The sequence below is a fragment of the Sphingomonas sp. S2-65 genome, assembly GCF_021513175.1.
GTDB lineage: Bacteria > Pseudomonadota > Alphaproteobacteria > Sphingomonadales > Sphingomonadaceae > Sphingomonas.
Map to the genome: position 1 here is coordinate 785,098 of NZ_CP090953.1, position 20,439 is coordinate 805,536.

The window sequence follows — 20,439 nt, forward strand, 5'->3', positions numbered from 1 at the left end:
ACAATGAAGTTCATCCGATCGGGTGACACTTCGGTTTGTTTGCGGAGACTGCATGTCCTGGTTCGTGGCCGATGCGCCGATCCGATCGAAGCTGATGATCGCGTTCGGCATCCTGTTCGCCTTGGTTGCGCTGCAGCCGATTGCGGCCTGCTTCGTAGCGCCCGCGACGGCGTTGTGGCTGCGGACGAAGGCCTGACCAAGGTTAACGAGATCCGCGCCTTTCTCGCCGCCCCGGCGCGCGAGTGGATGGTAGTCGGCTTCGCCCGTGGCACCGCCGGCTTCGACATGCTGCGCTCCAAGAGCCGCGGCCTGGCACGCGGCGACCGCAACCAGCTCACGACCGATGGCCAGATCGCACTTTATGCGAAAGGCCGGATCAAGGGATCCTGGTTGCTGACCATGGCCTATGACAGCGACCGCGCCTACGATCCCGACCGGGGCCTGCTCGGGACGATCGATCCCAACCGCTACTACACGGTCTATGGGGACGGCAGCGCCCAGGCCTATGATGCGCCGACCAGTGGCAAGCTTTACCTGCGCCTCGAGCGCAAGGCCTTCTATGCGCTGTTTGGCGACTTTGAGACCGGCCTCGTCGACACCCGCCTGACCCGCTACAGCCGCACGCTGAACGGCGTGAAGGCCGAAGCCGCCGGCGATACCCTGCTGTTCAGCGCCTTCGCCGCGCACGACGAGGACCGCTACGGCCGCGACGAGATCCGCGGCAACGGCCTGTCCGGCCCGTATCGCCTTACCGCGCGCGACATCGTGCCCAACAGCGACAAGGTGCTGATCGAAACCCGCGACCGCCTGCGCTCGGACCGGATCATCGAGAGCAAGTCGCTCACTCGCCACATCGACTATGACATTGATGCGCTCGCCGGAACGCTGACCTTTCGCGAGCCGATCCTCAGCCGAGACGCGGACCTGAACCCGGTCTACATCGTCGTCGATTACGAAACGCTGGGCCGTGGCAAGAAGCTCGCCGCCGGCGGCCGCGGCGCCGTGAAGCTTGCTGGCGGCAAGGTCGAACTGGGTGCAAGCATGCTCCATGACGAGGCACAGTCGAACGCCACCGTCGCCGGCATCGACCTGCATGCCAAGCCGACCGACAATATCGAGATCCGCGCGGAGATCTCCACGGGCGGGCGCGACGGTATCCGCTCGGCCCAAGCCGTGCTTGCAGAAGTCGAGCACCATGGCGGCGGCGTCGATACGCTCGCCTATCTCCGCCGCCAGGATACCGGCTTCGGCGTCGGCCAGCAGAATGGCGGCGAGGCCGGCACCCAGAAGATCGGCGGTGACGCGCGCGTTCAGATCGGCCACGGCTTCTCGGCCACTGCGTCCGCCTGGCATCAGGACGACCTCCTCACCGACGCCAGCCGCATCGCCGGGGAAGCACGTCTTGAATATCGCAGCGACGCCAGTCTGCTGTTCGCCGGCGCGCAATATGCCGGCGACCGCACTGCCGACGGCGCAGACCGCAAGTCCATGCTGCTGACGCTAGGCGGCACCCAGTCACTGGCCGATAACAAGCTGGAGATCACTGGCCAGACGCAACTCGCGCTCGGCGGTAAGAACGACAGCGCCGACTTCCCGGCTCGCCAGCAGCTCACCGCGGGCTGGCGCCTGCGCCAAGGCGTCCGCCTTATCGGGGGCTATGAGATCGCCCAGGGCCAGGATTATGTGGCGCACAACGCACGGATCGGCTTGGAAGTCGCGCCATGGACTGGTGCCCGCCTGCTCTCGACGATCAATAGCCAGGCAACCGAAACCGGTGGCGGCGAGAACGGCACCCGCGCATATGCGCAATACGGTCTCGCCCAGTCACTGAAGCTCGGCAAGCACTGGACGGTTGACGCCACGCTTGACGGCGCGCGCACCGTGTCGGGCAAGGTTCCGGACACGACGCTCTCGCGCCCGATGATCGGCAGCTCGATTTTAGGACAGGAAGTGCGCGAAGGCGACTTCATCGCCCTGACCGCCGGTGCCAATTACCGCAGCGAAACCTGGTCGTGGAACGGGCGTGCAGAATACCGCCACTCTGACGTGTCGCAGCGTATCGGGCTGACCAGCAACCTTCTGCGCCCGCTGGGAATGGGCAAAACGCTGGCCTCATCGCTGCGCGCCTACCGCACCACCGATGAGCGCGGCCGCGCTATTTCCGCGGTCACTGGCGACCTCGCAGTTGCGCTGCGCCCGATCGACAGCCGCTGGTCGCTGATGGAACGCTTTACGTTACGCAGCGAAGGCGCCGATCAGGGTGTCACGGGCAACAACGTGCTTAACGTGCCGACATTCGTCCAGGGCGAACTCTCGACCTTCCGCGCGATCAACAGCTTTGCGCTCGGTTACCGGGCCGGGGACGAAGGCGCCGCGCATGGCTTCGAAGCAAGCCTCTATTATGGCGCCAAATACGTCCGCGGCCGCTATGCCGATGAAACGCTCCACGGCTTCATCGACGTAATCGGGCTGGAGATCCGCAAGGACATCCGCCACAACCTGGACATCGGCGTTCAGGGTAGCGTCCAGCATAGCTGGAGCGAGGGCACCGCCGCTTTCTCGTTCGGACCTAGTATGGGCGTTTCGCCGGGCAAGGATCTGTGGGTCAGCGTCGGCTACAATGTTTCGGGCTATCGCGATCACGATTTCGAGGACGATCGCTACACCCGCCACGGCGCCTATCTGACGATACGTGCGAAGTTCGACCGTTCCATTCTTCGCAATATCAAGGAAACAGTTGCGGAAGTTCGCAAGTGATCGTCTCGCTTGGCACCGCTTCAACTTCAGAGTTGAACAGTAATCCGGGATTCTACAGGATTGTGACCTATGCCGGATTCATCCTAACTTATCTTCATCGGTGGCGTCGCTTCCACGCAGGGGTGCACGGAAGCAGCATAGCCATGACCACGAGGTTAGATGGAACAGATCGATACGGGCGTGAGCTCGGCTGCCCTGGCGCAACGGCTCCTGCAATTGCACGCCATGCTCCCCGAATTGACATCGCGCATACTCGAAACGCAGCAGACCTGCGACGAGGCGGTTCGCGCGCTGTCTCAGGGTGGCCTGGAGCAGATGATGGTTGCCGAAACGTCGTTGGGGCATCGCGCCAGCGTGTCGACGATCATCCGTGGGCGCCAGCTGCGCGCGAAGTTTATCCCGGAAAACTGGTTCTCCGATCCGGCCTGGGACATTTTGCTGCACCTGTACGAAGCGCATCTCGATGGCGTCGAGCACACGGTGGGCGACCTTGGCAGCTTTGCACGAACCACGCCTGCCACGACAAACCGTTGGCTGGACGTGCTGTTCGCGCGCCAGTGGATCCAGCGTCGCCGCTGCGAGCGCGATCAGCGCCGCATCTTCGTTTCGCTCACGCCGGCCGGCGCCGAGACGATGAACGCGTACTTCAACCAGTTGCGCCAGCCCACCGCCCAGTAAACTGTGCGCGCGGTGGCGGGGTGCCGTGCCCGGAGCTCTGCCTGTGACCGCTTTACTCTTGCGTTTGGGGGCCTTGGCACTTCTGTTCGCCTGTTGGGCGGGCCCGTCTGCGGCGTGCACGGTGGCGTCTCCCAGCAGCTACGACCTTGGCAGCTACTCACCTGGCGCCCTCAAGGGCTCGGCAGTGCCTCCAGTCGGTAAATCGGGCGGCATCAATTGCGCCGGTACTGCGATATCGATCCTTGGCGGCAACGTCCTTACAGCGACCATCAGCAACGCCAACAGTTCAAAATGACGTCGGCGGGCAAGCCCGATGGCAGCTTTCAGGTATTTCCCAGCCCCACCAGTCAGGCGGCATTCGCCGACGGGGTGGCGATAAGCTTCCTCAACCCGCAGATCATTGACCTTCTCGGTCTACTGGGCAACAGTCCGAGCAGCATTCCCCTCTACATCAAACCCGGCAGCGCCGACCTGCTCCTGCCTGGCGTCTATCAGGGCGCGTTCAAGGTCACCTGGGCCTGGAAATTCTGCTCGGGCATATGGGTCGGCACGAGCTGCACGCTCGGCACGCGCACCGAAGGGACGCAGAGCGCAAATATCGGCTTCACCGTCACTGTGGCCGCCAAGCCGATAACCGTGGCGATCAATTCGGTGACCACTTGGGATCCAGTCACGCAGACGCTCAACCCAAAGGCGATCATAGGCGCGAAGCAGCGCATGACGATCGTCGTCACCAACCCCGACATCGTCGCCGCCGACCTGAACACAGTCAAGATAGACATTCCCGTGCAGACGGGAACTGCGGTCGCGCTGGACGGCGACGGGGCGACCGGTGGAAGCGCGATCAAGTTTGCCGAAGGTTCACCCGCATCGACCCTGGCGTTCAGCTATGTTGGCGCGGGTGACATGGGGGACGATGTGGACTTCTACAGCGCCGGTATCGGCTGGGCCTATGTGCCCACGCCCGGGGATCTCCCCTCACAGGCTATGGTCACCAAGATCCGGCTGAAACCACGCGGAAAGTTCGCCGCGGGGTCCTCGTTCAGCATCACTTTGCCCTACCTCGTCAAATAGGCCGCAAGGCTCAACCGGCCCGGCTTTGCCGTACCGCATGATCGGCCGCACGCGCGGTGAGCGCCATGAAGGTCAACGAGGGGTTCACGCAGGACGCCGAGGCCATTTGCGCACCATCGGTAACGTAGAGGTTCGCGGCATCGTGCGCCTGGCTCCAGCCGTTCAGAACAGAGGCGCGTGGATCAGCGCCCATGCGTGCGCCGCCCATTTCATGGATCGCGTCGCCAGGAACGTGCTCGTCTTCCCAACTTCGGACGTTGGTGAGCCCGGCGCCCTTGAGCATGACCTCGCCCTGCGCTTTCGCATCGGCCATCATCTTGAGTTCGTTGTCGTGGAATCGCACGTCGAAGCGCATCAACGGCACACCGAAGCGGTCAACCTTGTCGGCGTGGAGCGAAACGCGATTGTCCTTGTACGGCAGGCATTCGCCGAATGCGCCCATGCTGAACTTCCAGGGCGCGTAGCCACGCATCCCCTGCTTCATCGATGCGCCGAAGCCCACCGGCGCCGAGGGGTCGCGCCGAGCATTGCCCTGATAGCCATAGCCGCGCTTGAAGCCGACGCCTTCGTCGCCGCCGATGTTGCGAAAGCGCGGAACGTAGACTCCGCCGGGACGACGGCCATATTCGATATATTCGTTCATGCCGGGGATGTCCCCCTCGACCCCGACGCGGAAGATATGATCCATGACGTAGCGGCCGAGCGTACCGCTGCTGTCAAAATGGCTGCGTTCGCTGCCTGACGCACGCGAGTTCATCAGGATCTGGGTCGATGCCATCGCGGACGCGCACAGGAAGACGAGATCGGCATTGACGACCTGCGCCTGGCCTGTCTTCGCGTCGACATAGCGCACGCCGGTCACCCGCTTCTTGCCCGCATCATATTCAAGGTTGGTAACCACCGCGTCTGACTGGAGCGTCAGCCGACCCGTCGCGCGTGCCGCCGGCAAGGTCACCGCCTGCGTGGAGAAATAGGCACCGAACGAGCAGCCATTACCGCATTGGTTGCGGAACTGACACTTGGTGCGGCCCTGCTCGGGCTTGTCCTCGGTGATGTTGGACAAGCGGGTGTTGATCAGTTTGCGCCCGGGGAACTTGGTCTCCAGCCGCTCCTTCAGCCACTTCTCCGCGACGTTCATGGGCACCGGTGGCTGGAACTCGCTGTCCGGCAAATACGGCAGGTTCTCGCGGGATCCCGACACGCCGATGTATTTTTCGACATAGCTATACCAGGGCGCGAGGTCGTCATAGCCGATCGGCCAGGCACCATCGATCCCGTCCCGCTTGTTCGCCTCGAAATCCTCAGGCGCCCAGCGGAAGCTCCAGCGGCCCCAGATCAGCGACTTGCCCCCCACAGCGCCGGGCCGGATCCAGTAGAACTTGCTGCCTTCGTCAAAGGCGTAAGGGTTCAACCGATCGTCATTGTAAAAGCGCTGATTGCTGGGCTGGACATAGCCGTGCTTGGCGATGAAATAGTCGCTGTCGACGATCGCCTTGGGCATGACATTCCGCGCCGGCACTTCGAACGCAGGCTTGCCGTCGTACGGATAGCCCTCCCCATGCTCGACCATGACCCCGCGGTCCAGCATCAGCACGCGCATGCCTTTTTCGGTAAGCTCCTTGGCTGCAAAGCCGCCGCTCACGCCCGAACCAATGACGATTGCGTCGAACCTGTTGGTCGAGGCCATGATCTTCCCTCCCGGTATTTGTGTCAGAAGCGCAGCGCGCGCAGCGTCTTGAAGCTAGTGGTGATGTCGGGAAGATAGGGCGCGGGCGCTTGATCGTTCTCGACATAGAAGTGACGCACGCCGGCGCTGCCCTTGCGCTTGAACAATGCCGCGAAGTCGGTGGTGCCTTCGCCAACCGCGGCCATGCTGCGGTCGGACCGCATGTCCTTGACATGATAGGCGTAGATCCGTCCGCTCAGCCGGTCGATCAGTGCTGCTGCGTTCTCACCGGCGTGCGCGGCCCAATAGAGATCGAGTTCGATCTTCACGAGGGCAGGATCGGTTTCTTTCAGGAAGCGCTCGTAAAGGCTGACGCCGCCCGGCTTCACCGTGAATTCGAAATCGTGGTTGTGATAGGCGAAGCCCAAACCCGCCTTTTTCAGGTCCGCCGCGAAACGGTTGAAGTTCGGGAGCGCCACTTGCCAAGCTTGCTCGTTGCGGTGCTCGTCGGACATGTACGGGAGCACCACCGTGTCGGCACCCAGCGTTTTCGCCATCGCCACCGATTTGTCGAACTGCCCCAGCAGTGCATCATAGCCGATATGCACCGATGGCGAGCGCAGGCCGAGACGGTTCATCGTTCGCCGCAGCAGCGCGGGATCCATGGCGTCATAGCCGCCACCGCCGAACTCCACCTCGCGGTAGCCGATCCGCGCTACTCGCTCGAGCGTACCCACCGGATCCTTCTGGAAGATCTCGCGCACGGTATAGAGCTGAAGCCCGATCGCCTTGATCTGTGCAGCAAAGGCCGGCGGTACTGCACGTCCGGCAAGCGCAAAGGCCGCGGCACCCCCAGCGCCGCCAAGAAGGGTTCTACGGCTGATCATGCGCTGTACACCTTGTTGACCTGAGAATAGAGAAAGGCGCCATTATATTCGCCCGGAACCGGCAGATACTCACGCTCCTGAGTGATACCGACCTCTGACGTGTAGTAGCCGGTGACCACGAGCTGGCGAAACGCCTCGAAGAAAGTGGCACCTGCCGGCAGTTGATCATTCATTGCGAGCGTCAGAAGCGCATCCTGCTGCTCCGGCGTAGCTTGCGCGGCGGGCAGCTTATAATCCTGCACGCTACGCGTATCGATCGTCGTCAGTCCTGCCATGATCGGCTTGCGATCTTCGGGCGTGGACCAATCAGCGAGCAGCTTTTCAATGTACGCCGGGACGCCTGCGGCAATCGCGCCGGGGGTGTCGGTGGTGGGAATGATCCGCTCGCTAAGGGCACTCACCAACGCACGCTGCGGCAGCGTGAACACGGCGATACTAGGCGGCCCTTCGCTGATGATGGGAATGCGGGAAGCTTGTGCGGCGCCGGCAGCGCGGGCGATCGGCGCGAACAGCCCGGCGCCGAACATACCGACCACGCCGGCGAGCGCGGTTCTACGATCGATCACTTGGTGTTCCCCCCGATATCCTGCGCGATCGCCGCCTCGGTCAGCGGCCGAACCCAGATGTTTCGGAACGACACCGGCGAATCGTGATCCTGCAACTGGATCGGCGCCGCGTCAGGATGTTCCTTGTACTGCGCGACCTGGCGCCAAGCGGTGGTGCCCAGCATCGCCTGATGATTCTGCACAAGCACACCGTTCAAGAAAGCGGTCACATAGGCGGGCCGGAGCAGCTTGCCGTCCGCAGCAAAGCGTGGTCGCTCAAACACAACGTCATAGCTCTGCCACTCGCCGGGTCGCCGCGCGGCGTTCACCAGCGGCGGCTTCCAGCCATAAACCGCCCCGACCGTACCGTCGGCGTACGTTGGGTTCTGGTATCCATCCAGGATCTGCAACTCGTAGCGCTGCATGAACCAGATACCACTGTTGCCGCGATCCTGCGACGTTTTGGTCGGCGGGTTGGGTGAGCGGAATTCCAGGTGAAGCTGCGCGTCCCCGAAGCTCTGCTTGGTAATCAGGTTGTTCTCGCCACCGCTTCGAGCACGCGACGGCACCGTGAATGCGCCGTTCTCGATCGGCCAAAGCCCCCGCTCGCCGCGCCATGCGTCGAGCGAGCGGCCGTCGAACAGGACCACCGCGTCGGCGGGCGCGCCTCCCGGCCGGGCACCAGGCGCAACAGAGGCCGGTGCTGGACGATCGGAGTCATGGACGTGCCAGTTGCCGCCCGGCAGCACCGGCGTGTCCTTGAAGCCGGGTTTCTCCTGCGCGGCGGCAGGCATTGCAAGGATCCCGGCGATGCCGGCGATCAGCGCAGCGCTTGTACGAGCGGCCTTCATTCTTCTCCCCTCAGACCTTGTCGATCGTGCGATAGGCGGCGATCAAACGCTCCTCACCCGCGCGACCCTTGATCGAATTGCCATGTTCCATGCCGATCACGCCGGAATAACGACGGGCCCGCAGCCATCGAACGATCGGGGCATAGTTAATCTCGCCCGTACCCGGCTCGTTGCGGCCCGGATTGTCACCGAACTGAAGATAGCCGATCTCGCTCCAGCAGGTCTCCAGCGTCGGGATCAGGTTCCCCGACTGGATCTGCTCGTGGTAGAGATCCGCCAGGATCTTCACCGCCGGGCTGTTCGCGCCGCGCGCCACCGCAAAGCCCTGGGCAATGCTCTGCATGTATACGCCGGGGTGATTGGTGCGGGTATTGAGCGGTTCCATGACCATCGCGATCCCGTGTGGGGCGACAATGTCGCCGGCGCGACGCATCACGTCGATTACCCGGGCCGTTTGAATATCGATCGGCACTTTCGGGTCCAGGAACCCGGTTACCACCGTCATCCGGGTGGCGTTCAATCGCTTGGCTACTTCGATCGAAGAACGAATGTCGCCGAGGAACGCCTCGCGCTCGGCATCGTCGGCAGTACCCAGCAGTGGACGGGACTGTGCCCATTTAGGCATGCTCGCAACGAACACGCCCATGATCATGCCGCGCGCCGCCAATGCCTTGGCCATTCGAACCTGTTCCGCGACCGGGCGGTTGCGGGCCTCATTGTCTTCCCACGCGGTGAACCCCTGATCGGCAGCGAAAGCGATCTGTTCGATCAGCCCACCGCGGCTGGCGAAGCTGCCCTCATGCGGCGCATAGGCGAGCGAGAAGCGCGCCGCATTCGATGCGCCGGTCTGCGCGCGCGCCACTCCTGCGGCCAGCGGCGCGGCCGCACCTGCGGCGAGCAGCCTGCGGCGCGTCAGCGTCATGCCCGCACCATCTTCATTTCGCGCTTTCCGCCTTGAGATAGGCGATGATCGCCGCGCGCTTGGCCGCGTCGGCCATGCCGATCGGCATGCGTGTGCCTGGCACCTTCTTGCTCGGCGCTGCCAGGAACTGGTTGAGGGTGGCATCGTCCCAGCGCAGCTTCGATCCCTTGAGCGCGGCCGAATAGTTGAAGCCCGACGCCGATGCCGCCGGTCGACCGACCACCCCGTACAGGTTGGGACCGACGCCGTTCTTCCCGCCCTTCTGAACGGTGTGGCACGCCTTGCATGCGGCAAAGGCAGGTGGCGCAGCGGTCTGGGCCACGGTGGGAACGGAGGTTACGGCGAGCGTCAGTGCTGCAACCGTTCCCACTCCCAGGCACACGATAAGCTTCATTCACTCTCTCCTGGATCGATGCTCGTCCACTTTCGGCCGGAAGCCGCGTTGGCGATGACGGCTTCGACAAACTTCATGGTGCGCAGGCCATCGGGTACGCCGGGAACCCAAGTCGACTCTTCGCCCCGGATCGCAGCCGCGAAGCTGCGATAGAGATTGGCGAATGCCTCGATATATCCCTCCGGATGTCCAGCAGGCGTCCGGAGCAGCCGCATGGCGCTATCCTGCAGACCTGGTCCGCCGGCGCGCACGATCTCCGACGGACGATCGAGCCAGCGCAGCGTCAATGTGTTGGGCTCCATCTGTGCCCACTCCAGCCCACCGCGTTCACCGTGGATGCGCAGCTTGAGCCCATTTTCCTCGCCTGCCGCGACTTGGCTGGCCTTCAACGTGCCGCGCGCCCCGCCCTCAAAGCGAAGCAGTGCGCTGACGTCGTCATCCAGCCGGCGGCCGGGCACATGGATGGTGAGGTCGGCGGAGACAGCCTGCACGAGAAGGCCGGAGACATGCTCGGCCAATTGAAAGGCATGTGTCCCGATGTCGCCCAGGCAGCCGCCTAGCCCCGCGCGTGCCGGATCGGTGCGCCATTCAGCCTGCTTGTTCCCCTGAATGTCGATTGGTTGGCTGAGCCAACCCTGGAGATATTCGACTTGAACCAGACGGATTGCGCCGAGATCGCCCTGCGCGATCCGGGTGCGCGCCTCTTCGATCAGCGGATAGCCGCTATAGGTGAAGGCCAGCGCGAAACGACGTCCAGTCGCCTGCACCGTTTCGGCGATGGCCTGAGCCTCAGCGTCGCTCATCGCGATCGGCTTTTCGCAGAACACGTGAAAGCCTGCCTGAAGCGCAGCGATTGCCATGGGCGCGTGCAGGTGGTTCGGCGTCACCACCGCGATTGCATCAATCCGATCGTCGGCCGGAAGTGACGCCTCGCCTGCAAGCATCGCATCAAAGGTGTCGTAGGTACGTTGGGGATCGAGCCCTAGCTGTGCGCCAGTGCGTGCGTTGCGCCCGCTATCGGTGCTGAACGCTCCCGCGGTCACCCGCCATTCGCCGTCCAGCGCTGCGGCCATGCGGTGCACTGCGCCGATAAAGGCGCCCTCCCCTCCGCCAACCATGCCCAGCCGAAGCGATTGCCGTGTCATGTCAGGGAGGGCTCTGCCGAGAGCCCAAGCAACTTGCGGATCGCCCCCCGATCGACGCCGCTGGCAGCAAAATCGTCGAAGGCACGTTCGGTCACGCGGATGATGTGGTGCTGGATGAAGGGTGCGCCCTCACGGGCACCGTCCTCCGCGCGCTTCAAGGCGCACTCCCATTCGAGCACGGCCCAACCGTCATAACCATATTGCGCCAGCTTGCTGAAAACCCCTCCGAAATCCACCTGGCCATCGCCGGTGGAGCGGAACCTGCCGGCGCGGTTTACCCAGCTTTCATACCCGCCATACACTCCCGAGCGCCCGGTCGGATTGAACTCGGCGTCCTTGACGTGGAAGCAGGAAATCCGGTCGTGATAGCGGTCGATGAAGTCTAGATAGTCGAGTTGTTGCAGCACGTAATGCGACGGGTCGAACAGGATGCGCGCGCGGGGATGATGATCCACCACGTCAAGGAACCGCTCCCAGGACGCGCCATCATGGATGTCTTCGCCGGCATGTATCTCGAACGCGCAGTCGACACCGACGTCTTCGAACACGTCGAGGATTGGCGTCCACCGCCTCGCAAGCTCGGCAAAGGCCTCTTCCACCAGCCCCGCGGGGCGCTGCGGCCAAGGATAGACATAGGGCCAAGCCAGTGCGCCGGAGAAGGTGGCGTGTGCCGACAGGCCTAGATTGGCACTCGCCCGCGCCGCGAGCTTCACTTGCTCCACGGCCCAGGCCTGGCGCTCAGCCGGCTTCCCGTGCAGCGCCGCCGGAGCAAACCCGTCGAACAGTGTGTCATAGGCCGGATGTACCGCGACCAATTGCCCCTGGAGGTGAGTCGACAACTCGGTCGGCTCGATCCCGAACCGGGCCAACCGCCCCCGCAGATCGTCGCAATAGCCTTTGCTTTCCGCGGCCGCGGACAAGTCGATCAGCCGGGTGTCGCAAGGAATTTGGACTCCGACGAAGCCCAGGCCGGCGGCCCACTCCGCCAGGTGCTCGAGCGTGTCGAACGGGGCTGCGTCGCCGAGGAACTGCGCCAGGAAGATGCCAGGTCCCTTCATGCCCGTCATGCGCGCACCTCGCGGCTGTCGTCTCGAAAGCTGAGCTGGAACAGGATGGCGATCACCGCAGCGGCAATCGCCGGATACCACCACATATGCTGCCAGTCGGCGATGGTCGCATTGGCCGGCAACTGAGCATAGAGGAACCCGCCGATCTGTGAGCCGAGCAGCATGCCGACACCATAGGTGAACAGGGTCAACATGCCTTGGGCTTGCGCGTTCACGCCCTTGGGCGAGGCAATGGTGCCGGTGTAGATCGCGCCGGCGACGAAGAAGAAGTCGTAGCATACCCCATGCAGCGCCACGCCCAGATAGATCGCCCAAAGCGAGTCGCCGCCATCACCGATCGCGAAGAGGGCATAACGCGCCGCCCAGGCCGCCATGCCAACCAGCAGCAGCGGCTTCACGCCGAAGCGGCGATACAGCCACGGCATTGAGAACATGAACGCCAGCTCGGACATCTGCCCGATCGACATGGTGCCGCCGACATTCTCGATCCCGGCAGTGCCGAGATAGGCCGAGGCATAGGCGTAATACATTGCCAGCGGGATAGAGATCAGCGTCGCGCTGATGATGAAGATCAGGAACGAGCGCTGGCGCATCAGCCCGAACGCCTCGACGCACAGCACTTGGCGGATCACGCTTTCGTCGCGCGGCGCATCGGGTTCGACGTTGGGCAAGGTGAAGCTGTACAGCCCCAGAACCACTGACACGATCGCCGCGACCCGGAAGATCTCAGGACTGTCGGAGAGGCCCGACCAGCCGATGATCAGGCCGGCGGCGATCCAACCGAGCGTCCCGAAAGCGCGCACGAAGGGAAAGCGGTCCACGCGCTCGCCGAAGCTCTTAAGCGCGATCGTGTTGGCAAGGCCTACTGTCGGCATATAGAGGATCATGTAGCCGAGGAGCACCCACACGAACGTGTTGCCATGCTCCGGCGTCACCATCTCAGGAAGCGCGAACAGGATCGCACCGCCGATCAGGTGCAGGATCACCATCAGCATCTTGGGACTGAAGTAACGCACCGCTGCCATGCCGAGCAGAAAGGAACCGACGATCGAAGCGATCGGCCCGACCGAAAACGCGTTGGCGATCAGATTGCCGATGCCTACGGTCTGCATCACCAGCCCGAGCGTGACGTTCCATGCTCCCCATATGAAGAACTGCATGAACATCAGTGCGCTCAGGCGCCCCGTCAGCATTGCCGACGTTGGCCGCGCCACACCTGTCAGCGTTCCTTCAGCAGCGACCATGCGCTTATCCTCCCCGAGTGCAGTTTCCCTGCGCTTCGTTGGTCAGCCTATGCACGCGAATGGTCGATGTAAAGGATTACATCGCACGCTATCGACACGGTTCATCGCAAGCCACATGAAGCAGTCATGACGACGATCATCCAAGTCGCGGCCGTGGCCGGTGTCTCCACGGCGACGGTGTCGCGGGTGCTGAGCCAGCCGGACCGCGTTGCCGCGCCAACGCGCGAACGGGTGCTCGAGGTCGTCGAAGCGCTGGGTTACCAGCCGAACGTCGCGGCCCGAAGTCTGCGGACGCTGAGGGCGGCAAAGCTTCTCCTCACCGTCCCCGATATCTCCAATCCCTTCTTCGCCAGCGTGATCCGCGGGGCGGAAGAAGCGGCGCGCGACGCAGGATATGCCATCATCGTGGGCGACACGCGCCACGACCCGGAAGTTGAAGAACAATATGCGGAGATGCTGGCGCGCCGCGAAGTCGACGGCCTCATCTTCCTGGGCCATCGTTTGCCGACAAGTCTGACCCCGCTGCTGGCCCGCAAGGGGAAGTCAGCGCCGATCGTGAACGGGTGTGAATACAGCTCCGATATTGGAGTGCCCAGCGTCCATATCGACAATGCCGCTGCCGGCGGTGATGCGGTGGAGCATCTGATCGCGTTGGGCCATCGCGACATCGGCATCATCACCGGCCCGTCGATCAGCCCGATCAGCCGCGACCGACTTGCAGGAGCGACGTCTGCGGCCGAGCGCCATGGGCTTGGCGAGCGCCTCCAGCTGCGTGTCGGCGATTATTCCGCCAAGTCGGCATTCGAGCATGCGAGCGATCTGATCACCCAGAAGGTTACGGCGATCTTCTGCTTCAATGACGAGATGGCCATGGGCGCGATGAGCGCTATTCATCAGGCGGGTCTTGCCTGCCCAGCAGATGTATCGGTCATCGGGTTCGATGATCTTCCACTCGCCCGATTTTTCCAGCCTGCCCTGACCACGATCGCGCAACCCAAGGGCCTGATCGGGCGGCGCGCCGTTGAGCTACTCGTCGGCATCTTGCGCGACGCCCCGCAGCCGATCCGGCAGCTGACGCTCCCCCACGAACTTATCGTTCGCGGTAGCACTGCGCCCTTTCTTTCCGGCACGAGCGGGCGGTAGTCAGCGCCTGGAGGAGACCACTCGCGGCAAACTTCGGATCGGTTCGACGGTGATGTTCCGGAACCAGGTCTCCGCGCCTTCCGACTGAAGCTGGATGTGGCCGTGAGTCAGCGGCTGACGGCTGCCGTCGGATGCGATCGTCGCCAGGCCCCAGACCTGTGCAACCGGGATGCCGTTCACGACATGGACGGCGCGGTCGCCGAGGACGTACAGATCCAGCGTGTTCCACTCACCCACTGGCCGCTCCGCGTCGGTCGCCGCCTCCACATTCCAGGTCGCGGTTCCATTTACCATCTCGACAGGTCGCCCGTTCAGGCGGAATCGCAGGTGCGGTGCGATCAGGGTTGGGTCGAACCCCGCGGTTGTCTGCGCACGTACCTGCCGGCCGACCGTAACGACCATTCCGGTCGAGCCTTTCATGATTTCGAATTCCATCGACGGCCGCCACGTCCCGAACACTTCCCCCGGCGCGCCATGCGTGTGATAGAGCAGCCCGTTGTTACGCGGCTGGCTCTCGCGCGGCGCCCAGGTCTTGGCGCCCCATTTGAACTGAAGCCGCAAATGATAGTCGCGTAGGTCGGCGCGATGGACAAGACTGCCCCAGGTCTCGCCTTTGATCCAGATCGCGGGAGCACCATCGACTTCCCGTACCGCAAAATCACCGCTCGTGGCGCGGCTCGTACCGATCGGCTTGTTGACGGGGTCATTCTTATACGTGACGACGGGATCGGGGTATCCGAGCCAGGCATCCCATTCGCCCAAGTCATGGCCGTCGAACAACTCTTTGACGGGTCCGGCCCGGCGAGGCAGATCGACGAGCGCGAGACGCTGGACTGCCCGAGAAGGCTCTCCGCCGATCGTTCGAGCCTGCTCGGTCGAGGTCTGTGCCAATGCTGAGAGCGGCAACATAATCACGGCGATCAATCCTGAGCTCACCCGCACCATGCCTTCTCCCCACGTCTCGTTCACGTATTTGACCACCCTAGTCCAACCCCGCCTCGCTGACCACTGAGCAGTCCCTTACTTCGAGCGAGCTACGCCGAAGACGACGTTCTCCAGCAACACCCCCGACCCCGAGATGCTTCCACCGGGCATTAGAACAATGTTACGCGTCTCCCCTCAGAGCACCATAAGCCAGATGCCGAACGACATGGGGAGATAGCCGATGAACGACCTGGAACGCAGGACTGTCCGTCGTGTCATGTCACGGCTCATGCCGTTGCTCGGCCTGCTGTACATGATCGCCTATATAGACCGGCAGAATATCTCCTATGCCAAACTACAGATGGTCGATGCGCTTGGGCTCAGCGAAGCCGCTTACGGGCTCGGCGCCGCCCTATTCTTCATCGGTTACTTCTTCTTCGAAGTTCCCAGCAACATCTTCCTCCACAAAGTCGGAGCGCGAATATGGTTCGCCCGGATCATGGCGACTTGGGGCCTGATAACGATATTGCTCGCATTCACGCCCAATCCCACTGCGTTCTACATACTTCGGTTCCTGCTGGGAGCGGCGGAAGCCGGATTTTTCCCGGGGGTCCTGTACGTGCTGACGCTGTGGTTCCCCGCCAGCCATCGTGCGCGAGCAGTAGGACTCTTCATGCTTGCAAGCGCCGTCGCCAACGCAGTCGGCGCGGCTATTGGCGGCTTATTGCTGGATCAGGACGGCGTGCTGGGGCTGGCAGGCTGGCAGTGGGTGTTCCTCGCCACCGGCCTCCCCGCAGTGCTTCTCGCCCCGGGCGTCCTGTTCCTTTTGCCGCGAGGCCCCGAACAAGCATCTTGGCTAACACCTGAGCAAAAGGCGTGGCTGGCCAGCGCATTGGCGAGCGAGGCGCACGAGGAAGATCATCGCGCCGCCTGGACCGCGCTCGCAGATTACCGCGTCCTGCTCCTCTCGCTCGTATATGTCGGATACCCGCTGGCTGCCTACGGACTGAGCTATTGGCTGCCGACCATAGTACGGGGCTTCGGCGTATCGAACACCGTGAACGGATTTCTCAACATCATTCCTTGGACGCTGGTCGCACTGGCCCTGTGGGCGGTACCGCGCCACGCGGCGCGCTATCGTAACCAGATTTGGCATGCGGCCGGGCCGGCGCTCGCTGGCGCGCTCCTTCTCGTCTCGAGCGTCCTCGTCTCCGGCCATGTTCTTCAATTCGCGCTGCTCAGCCTCGCAGCGGCCGCCATATTTTCTGGGCAGCCGGTGTTCTGGACACTACCCCCGCGCTTCCTTTCCGGAGCACGTGCCGCCGCGGGATTTGCCGCGGTAAACTCCGTAGGCAATCTGGGCGGCTTCGTAGCGCAAGCGGTGGTTCCTGCGGTTCGCGACCGGTACGAAAGTGACTTGGCGCCGATGGTGTTTCTCGCGACGTGCTTGGCCGTGGCAGGATGCGGCGTGGTTTTGGTCGAGCGACGGTTACCACGTCCTCATTGAAATCCAGCGCCGACGCGCAACGCGACAAAACAGGTGCTCGAGCGACTCTCTTTCAGTCAGTATCGCAGAGCACACATCTTGACGGTTCCACATGAGCACGGCGTTGAGGACGGAGCGTCGCCAGTGAAGCTGTCGATAAACGTCATCTATCCTTATTATCATACTTAACTAACGCGGCGATTTGTTGCATTGCACAATGCTATACGCGGTAGTGCTTGCATCCAGACAATACTGTAGTTGACATATGCAAATGGAATGTTAGCGTTATCAGAGGCGACAGGAAATATCCGCGTCTAAATCAACTCGTCGGCGCCTTGCAGCTGGCGGATCAGGAGGGGATATGACTAGCTCGAGGCTTGCTCCGACGTTCGCGCGTTCGGCTTCCGTTATTGCAATCACTGCAGGTTTCCTCATGTCCGGTGCGGCGCTTGCGCAGAATGCGAGCCCGACCGCCACTCCGGGAGCGGCGAGTCCGATCTCCCAGGAAGAGGAGATGGGCGATGAGGTGGTGGTTACCGGCATCCGGGCATCGCTAGAGCGCTCGATCGCCATAAAGCGGGATGCCTCCGGCATCGTAGACGCGATTTCGGCCGAGGATATCGGCAAATTTCCAGATACGAACCTAGCCGAGTCGCTGCAGCGGATCCCCGGAGTATCGATCAACCGCACCAACGGCGAAGGATCGCTGGTCACGGTGCGCGGTTTCGGCCCAACCTATAACATGGTGACGCTGAACGGCAGGCAACTTGCCACGTCGAACGTTTCCGTAGTCGGCGGTGACCAGAATGCCGATGGTGCGCAAGGCACCAGCCGCTCCTTCGACTTCTCCAATCTCGCGACCGAAGGCGTCCGCACCTTGGAGGTCTACAAGACCGGGCGCGCTGCTGTTCCCTCGGGAGGCATTGGCGCTACGATCAACGTCGTCACCCGCCGCCCGCTCGACAGTCGCGACTCCGGATTGAACGGCAGCATCGGCGCAAAGGCTGTTTACGATACCAGCGTCGACGATTGCATCGATTGCGGCTCGAAGGTCACGCCCGAATTCTCCGGCGTGCTGAGCTGGAGCGATGCCGATCAACGCTTCGGCGTGTCGCTGTTCGGTAGCTATCAGAAGCGCAATTACACTTCGATCGCGGCTACTTCCAATGATTGGAACATCGTCCCGTACAGCACCTTCCTGACGGGCGGCTTCGTACGGAACACTCCCGCGACAGTAGTGGGTGATCCGCCGATCCCGCAAATCTGCGCCGGAGCTACTCCGACGGCCGGATGTACCGTAGTCAACAACGCGCCCTCCAACCCCAACCAGTTGGTGGCGATTCCGAACGACAGCCGTTATCACTATGCCGAGGGCACGCGCGAGCGCATCAACGGGCAGGCGGTAATCCAGTTCAAGCCTACTGACTCGCTAACCCTGACCGCCGACGCGCTCTATGCGCAGAACAAGCAGCGCGAGACGCGTTCGGACCTGTCGAACTGGTTCAGCCGACCGTTCGATGTGGTGACATTCGACAGCAATCCGACGGTCGCGACCGCGCAATATGTTCACGAGACGATCAACGGCCAGAAGGACGAGGGCTTCGAGGCACAGTCACGCGCGCAGAAGGGCGAACTGCAGGATTACGGGCTGAACGCCCAGTGGGAACTGGCAAGCAACTTCTCGCTCAATCTGGACGGTCATTATTCGAAATCGTCGAGCCGACCCGATAATCCGAACGGCGTAACGTCGACGCTGGTCGGGATGGGCGCCAATGTGGTCGCTTCCCATTCGGTGGATTACACCAGCGGGATCCCGCAGCAGGACATCACGTTCGGCCCGGGCGGGCCTCTCGATGTCAACGATGTCGGCTCGCAGGTGGGGCGCACCAATCGCTCAACTCAGGAGCAAACCGTCAAGCAGTTCCGCGCCGATTTCGGTTGGGACCTGGGCAATGGCAACCGGTTTGATTTCGGCGGCGACTATCGCCAGACCGACATGCACCAAACCTTCGTGTCGACTCAGCAGACGCTCGGCGACTGGGGCATCACCAGCCCCGGGGACGTGGAGCGGCTGGCGCCCGGCGCGCTCCAGAGTTTCTGCCTCGAGTGCAAGTTCGACCAGTTCAATCCCGGCGGCGATCCAGAGTCACAGCTCGCCTTCCGCGGCGTGGCGTCGGACATCTATTCGATCCTTTCGCCTTATTATGCGGGCCGCGGCAACGCCGTTGGCGTCACCAGCAACCAGGACAATCGAGTCAAGGAAGAAATCTGGTCCGCTTACGGGCAATTGACCTGGAAGGGCGATCTGGCGGGTGCCGATTCTCGTCTGGTCGCCGGGCTTCGCTACGAGCGAACCAAGTCGCGTACCACCTCGCTTGAGGCGATCCCAGGCGCGATCAACTGGGTTTCGGACAATGACTTCACCGTCGTGATTTCGAACCAGACCCAGAGCGTCGAGGACGGCAACAGCTATGACCAGATCCTGCCTTCGATCGACTTCCAGGTCGAGGTGGCGCGGAACCTGATCGGCCGCCTCTCCTACAGCAAGACGATCGCGCGTCCGAACTACAACAACCTCTATACCGCCACGACGGTCGGCGGCCCGCCGCGGCCGATCTATAACGGCGGCATCGCAGGTGCGAACGTCGGCAATGCGCGCCTGTCTCCCCTTGTTTCGGACAATTTCGACGCCTCGCTGGAATGGTACTTCAAACCCGACAGCTATGTGTCGGTCGCATTCTTCGACAAGCGGGTTCACAACTTTATCGGCAATGGTCAGACCAACACGAGCCTGTTCGGCCTGCGTGATCCAAGTTCGGGCGTCTCGGGTCGCTCGGCGGATGCCCGGAATGCACTGCAATCGCTCGGCGCGGGTACGAGCGACGTCAACCTGTTCGTGATGACAGCACTCATCCAGGCTCGCGGCTCGGTCGCGGCGGCAACGACGGAGTTCAGCGCGAACTACAATACTGCCAGCGGATCGCTCAGCGATGCCTATGTGCAGTCGATCAACAACTCGCTGGATGTGTCGGGGAACGCCGCCGACCCGCTGTACCAGTTCCAGCTCTCGCGCCCGATCAATAACAAGGATGCCGAAATCTACGGTGTCGAGCTTGCGGGCCAATATTTCCTGGGTAACTCAGGCTTTGGTGTAGCGGCGCAATATACGCTGGTCCGCGGTGATGTCGGCTTCAACATCGGAGCTAGCCCGGGCGAGGACCAGTTTGCCCTGCTCGGACTTTCCGATACGATCAGCGGCACGCTGATCTATGAGAAGAACGGACTGTCGGCACGGGTAGCCTATAACTGGCGCGATCGGTTCCTGTCCGGGATCAATCGCCAGGGCTCGCGCAATCCGGAGTTCACCGCGCCCTTTGGCCAGCTCGATGCCACCATCAGCTACGAGATCACGCCTCAGGTCGCGATCACCCTGGAAGGTATCAACCTTACCGAAGAAAGCGTCCGCACATACGCCCGCGACGAACAGCAGCTCTGGTTCGCACAGGAACTCGACCGCCGATTCCTGCTCGGCGCGCGCTTCCGCTTCTGAGGAGATCCAGGTTGTGGAGGGAGGGGGACGCACACGGCATCCCTCCCCTTCGCATGTTGAGACGCCACGCGGTTTGCGTCATGCTGCCTTCGTCACGGTTGGAATA

17 protein-coding genes are annotated in these 20,439 nt (G+C 62.7%); 7 read left to right on the forward strand and 10 right to left on the reverse strand.

Annotated elements, in window-relative coordinates:
* Positions 1–52 precede the first annotated feature (52 nt).
* The 4 genes from LZ586_RS03775 to LZ586_RS03790 all read left to right on the forward strand — a co-directional run bounded on the left by LZ586_RS03775 (position 53) and on the right by LZ586_RS03790 (position 4,509).
* Positions 53–196, forward strand: a complete 144-nt coding sequence (locus tag LZ586_RS03775) for a hypothetical protein (RefSeq protein ID WP_235078350.1) — start codon at positions 53–55, stop codon at positions 194–196.
* Complete coding sequence (locus LZ586_RS03780; protein WP_235078351.1) at positions 175–2,757, forward strand: hypothetical protein; 2,583 nt, start codon at positions 175–177, stop codon at positions 2,755–2,757. Before LZ586_RS03775 ends, LZ586_RS03780 begins: the two co-directional genes overlap by 22 nt.
* A 159-nt stretch (positions 2,758–2,916) precedes the next feature.
* Positions 2,917–3,435 carry a MarR family transcriptional regulator gene (locus LZ586_RS03785; protein WP_235078352.1) on the forward strand — a complete coding sequence of 173 codons (519 nt, stop codon included), beginning with the start codon at positions 2,917–2,919 and terminating at the stop codon, positions 3,433–3,435.
* Positions 3,436–3,651: 216 nt separating this feature from the next.
* Positions 3,652–4,509 carry a protein CsuE gene (locus LZ586_RS03790; protein ID WP_235078353.1) on the forward strand — a complete coding sequence of 286 codons (858 nt, stop codon included), beginning with the start codon at positions 3,652–3,654 and terminating at the stop codon, positions 4,507–4,509.
* 10 nt (positions 4,510–4,519) lie between these two features.
* On the opposite strand, the gene LZ586_RS03795 is transcribed toward LZ586_RS03790, so the two are convergent.
* The 9 genes from LZ586_RS03795 to LZ586_RS03835 all read right to left on the reverse strand — a co-directional run bounded on the left by LZ586_RS03795 (position 4,520) and on the right by LZ586_RS03835 (position 13,230).
* Positions 4,520–6,196, reverse strand: a complete 1,677-nt coding sequence (locus tag LZ586_RS03795) for a GMC oxidoreductase (protein WP_235078354.1) — start codon at positions 6,194–6,196, stop codon at positions 4,520–4,522.
* A 23-nt stretch (positions 6,197–6,219) separates the two neighbouring features.
* Complete coding sequence (locus LZ586_RS03800) at positions 6,220–7,062, reverse strand: sugar phosphate isomerase/epimerase family protein (protein WP_235078355.1); 843 nt, start codon at positions 7,060–7,062, stop codon at positions 6,220–6,222.
* On the reverse strand, positions 7,059–7,628 hold the full coding sequence (locus LZ586_RS03805; protein ID WP_235078356.1) for a gluconate 2-dehydrogenase subunit 3 family protein: 570 nt from the start codon (positions 7,626–7,628) through the stop codon (positions 7,059–7,061). Before LZ586_RS03805 ends, LZ586_RS03800 begins: the two co-directional genes overlap by 4 nt.
* Positions 7,625–8,401 (reverse strand): DUF1080 domain-containing protein, encoded by a 777-nt coding sequence (locus LZ586_RS03810; RefSeq protein ID WP_235078357.1) that lies wholly within the window; start codon positions 8,399–8,401, stop codon positions 7,625–7,627. Before LZ586_RS03810 ends, LZ586_RS03805 begins: the two co-directional genes overlap by 4 nt.
* A 67-nt stretch (positions 8,402–8,468) precedes the next feature.
* Complete coding sequence (locus LZ586_RS03815) at positions 8,469–9,380, reverse strand: hydroxypyruvate isomerase family protein (protein WP_235078358.1); 912 nt, start codon at positions 9,378–9,380, stop codon at positions 8,469–8,471.
* Between the two features lie 13 nt (positions 9,381–9,393).
* Positions 9,394–9,774 carry a c-type cytochrome gene (locus tag LZ586_RS03820; RefSeq protein WP_235078359.1) on the reverse strand — a complete coding sequence of 127 codons (381 nt, stop codon included), beginning with the start codon at positions 9,772–9,774 and terminating at the stop codon, positions 9,394–9,396.
* Complete coding sequence (locus LZ586_RS03825) at positions 9,771–10,919, reverse strand: Gfo/Idh/MocA family protein (RefSeq protein ID WP_235078360.1); 1,149 nt, start codon at positions 10,917–10,919, stop codon at positions 9,771–9,773. The genes LZ586_RS03820 and LZ586_RS03825 overlap by 4 nt, the downstream gene beginning before the upstream one ends.
* Positions 10,916–11,986 carry a sugar phosphate isomerase/epimerase family protein gene (locus LZ586_RS03830; RefSeq protein ID WP_235078361.1) on the reverse strand — a complete coding sequence of 357 codons (1,071 nt, stop codon included), beginning with the start codon at positions 11,984–11,986 and terminating at the stop codon, positions 10,916–10,918. The genes LZ586_RS03825 and LZ586_RS03830 overlap by 4 nt, the downstream gene beginning before the upstream one ends.
* A complete protein-coding gene (locus tag LZ586_RS03835) occupies positions 11,983–13,230 on the reverse strand; it encodes an MFS transporter (protein WP_235078362.1) in 1,248 nt (415 codons plus the stop codon). The genes LZ586_RS03830 and LZ586_RS03835 overlap by 4 nt, the downstream gene beginning before the upstream one ends.
* A 126-nt stretch (positions 13,231–13,356) precedes the next feature.
* On the opposite strand from LZ586_RS03835, the gene LZ586_RS03840 reads away from it, so the two are divergent.
* Positions 13,357–14,373 carry a LacI family DNA-binding transcriptional regulator gene (locus tag LZ586_RS03840; protein WP_235078363.1) on the forward strand — a complete coding sequence of 339 codons (1,017 nt, stop codon included), beginning with the start codon at positions 13,357–13,359 and terminating at the stop codon, positions 14,371–14,373.
* Here LZ586_RS03840 and LZ586_RS03845 read toward each other — a convergent pair whose 3' ends face one another.
* A complete protein-coding gene (locus LZ586_RS03845; protein WP_235078364.1) occupies positions 14,374–15,318 on the reverse strand; it encodes a DUF1080 domain-containing protein in 945 nt (314 codons plus the stop codon).
* Between the two features lie 220 nt (positions 15,319–15,538).
* Between LZ586_RS03845 and LZ586_RS03850 the strand changes: the two genes are divergently transcribed.
* Positions 15,539–16,804, forward strand: coding sequence for an MFS transporter (locus LZ586_RS03850; RefSeq protein WP_235078365.1), 1,266 nt, complete (start codon positions 15,539–15,541; stop codon positions 16,802–16,804).
* Positions 16,805–17,144: 340 nt separating this feature from the next.
* Positions 17,145–20,333 carry a TonB-dependent receptor gene (locus LZ586_RS03855; protein ID WP_413777311.1) on the forward strand — a complete coding sequence of 1,063 codons (3,189 nt, stop codon included), beginning with the start codon at positions 17,145–17,147 and terminating at the stop codon, positions 20,331–20,333.
* Positions 20,334–20,439 lie beyond the last annotated feature (106 nt).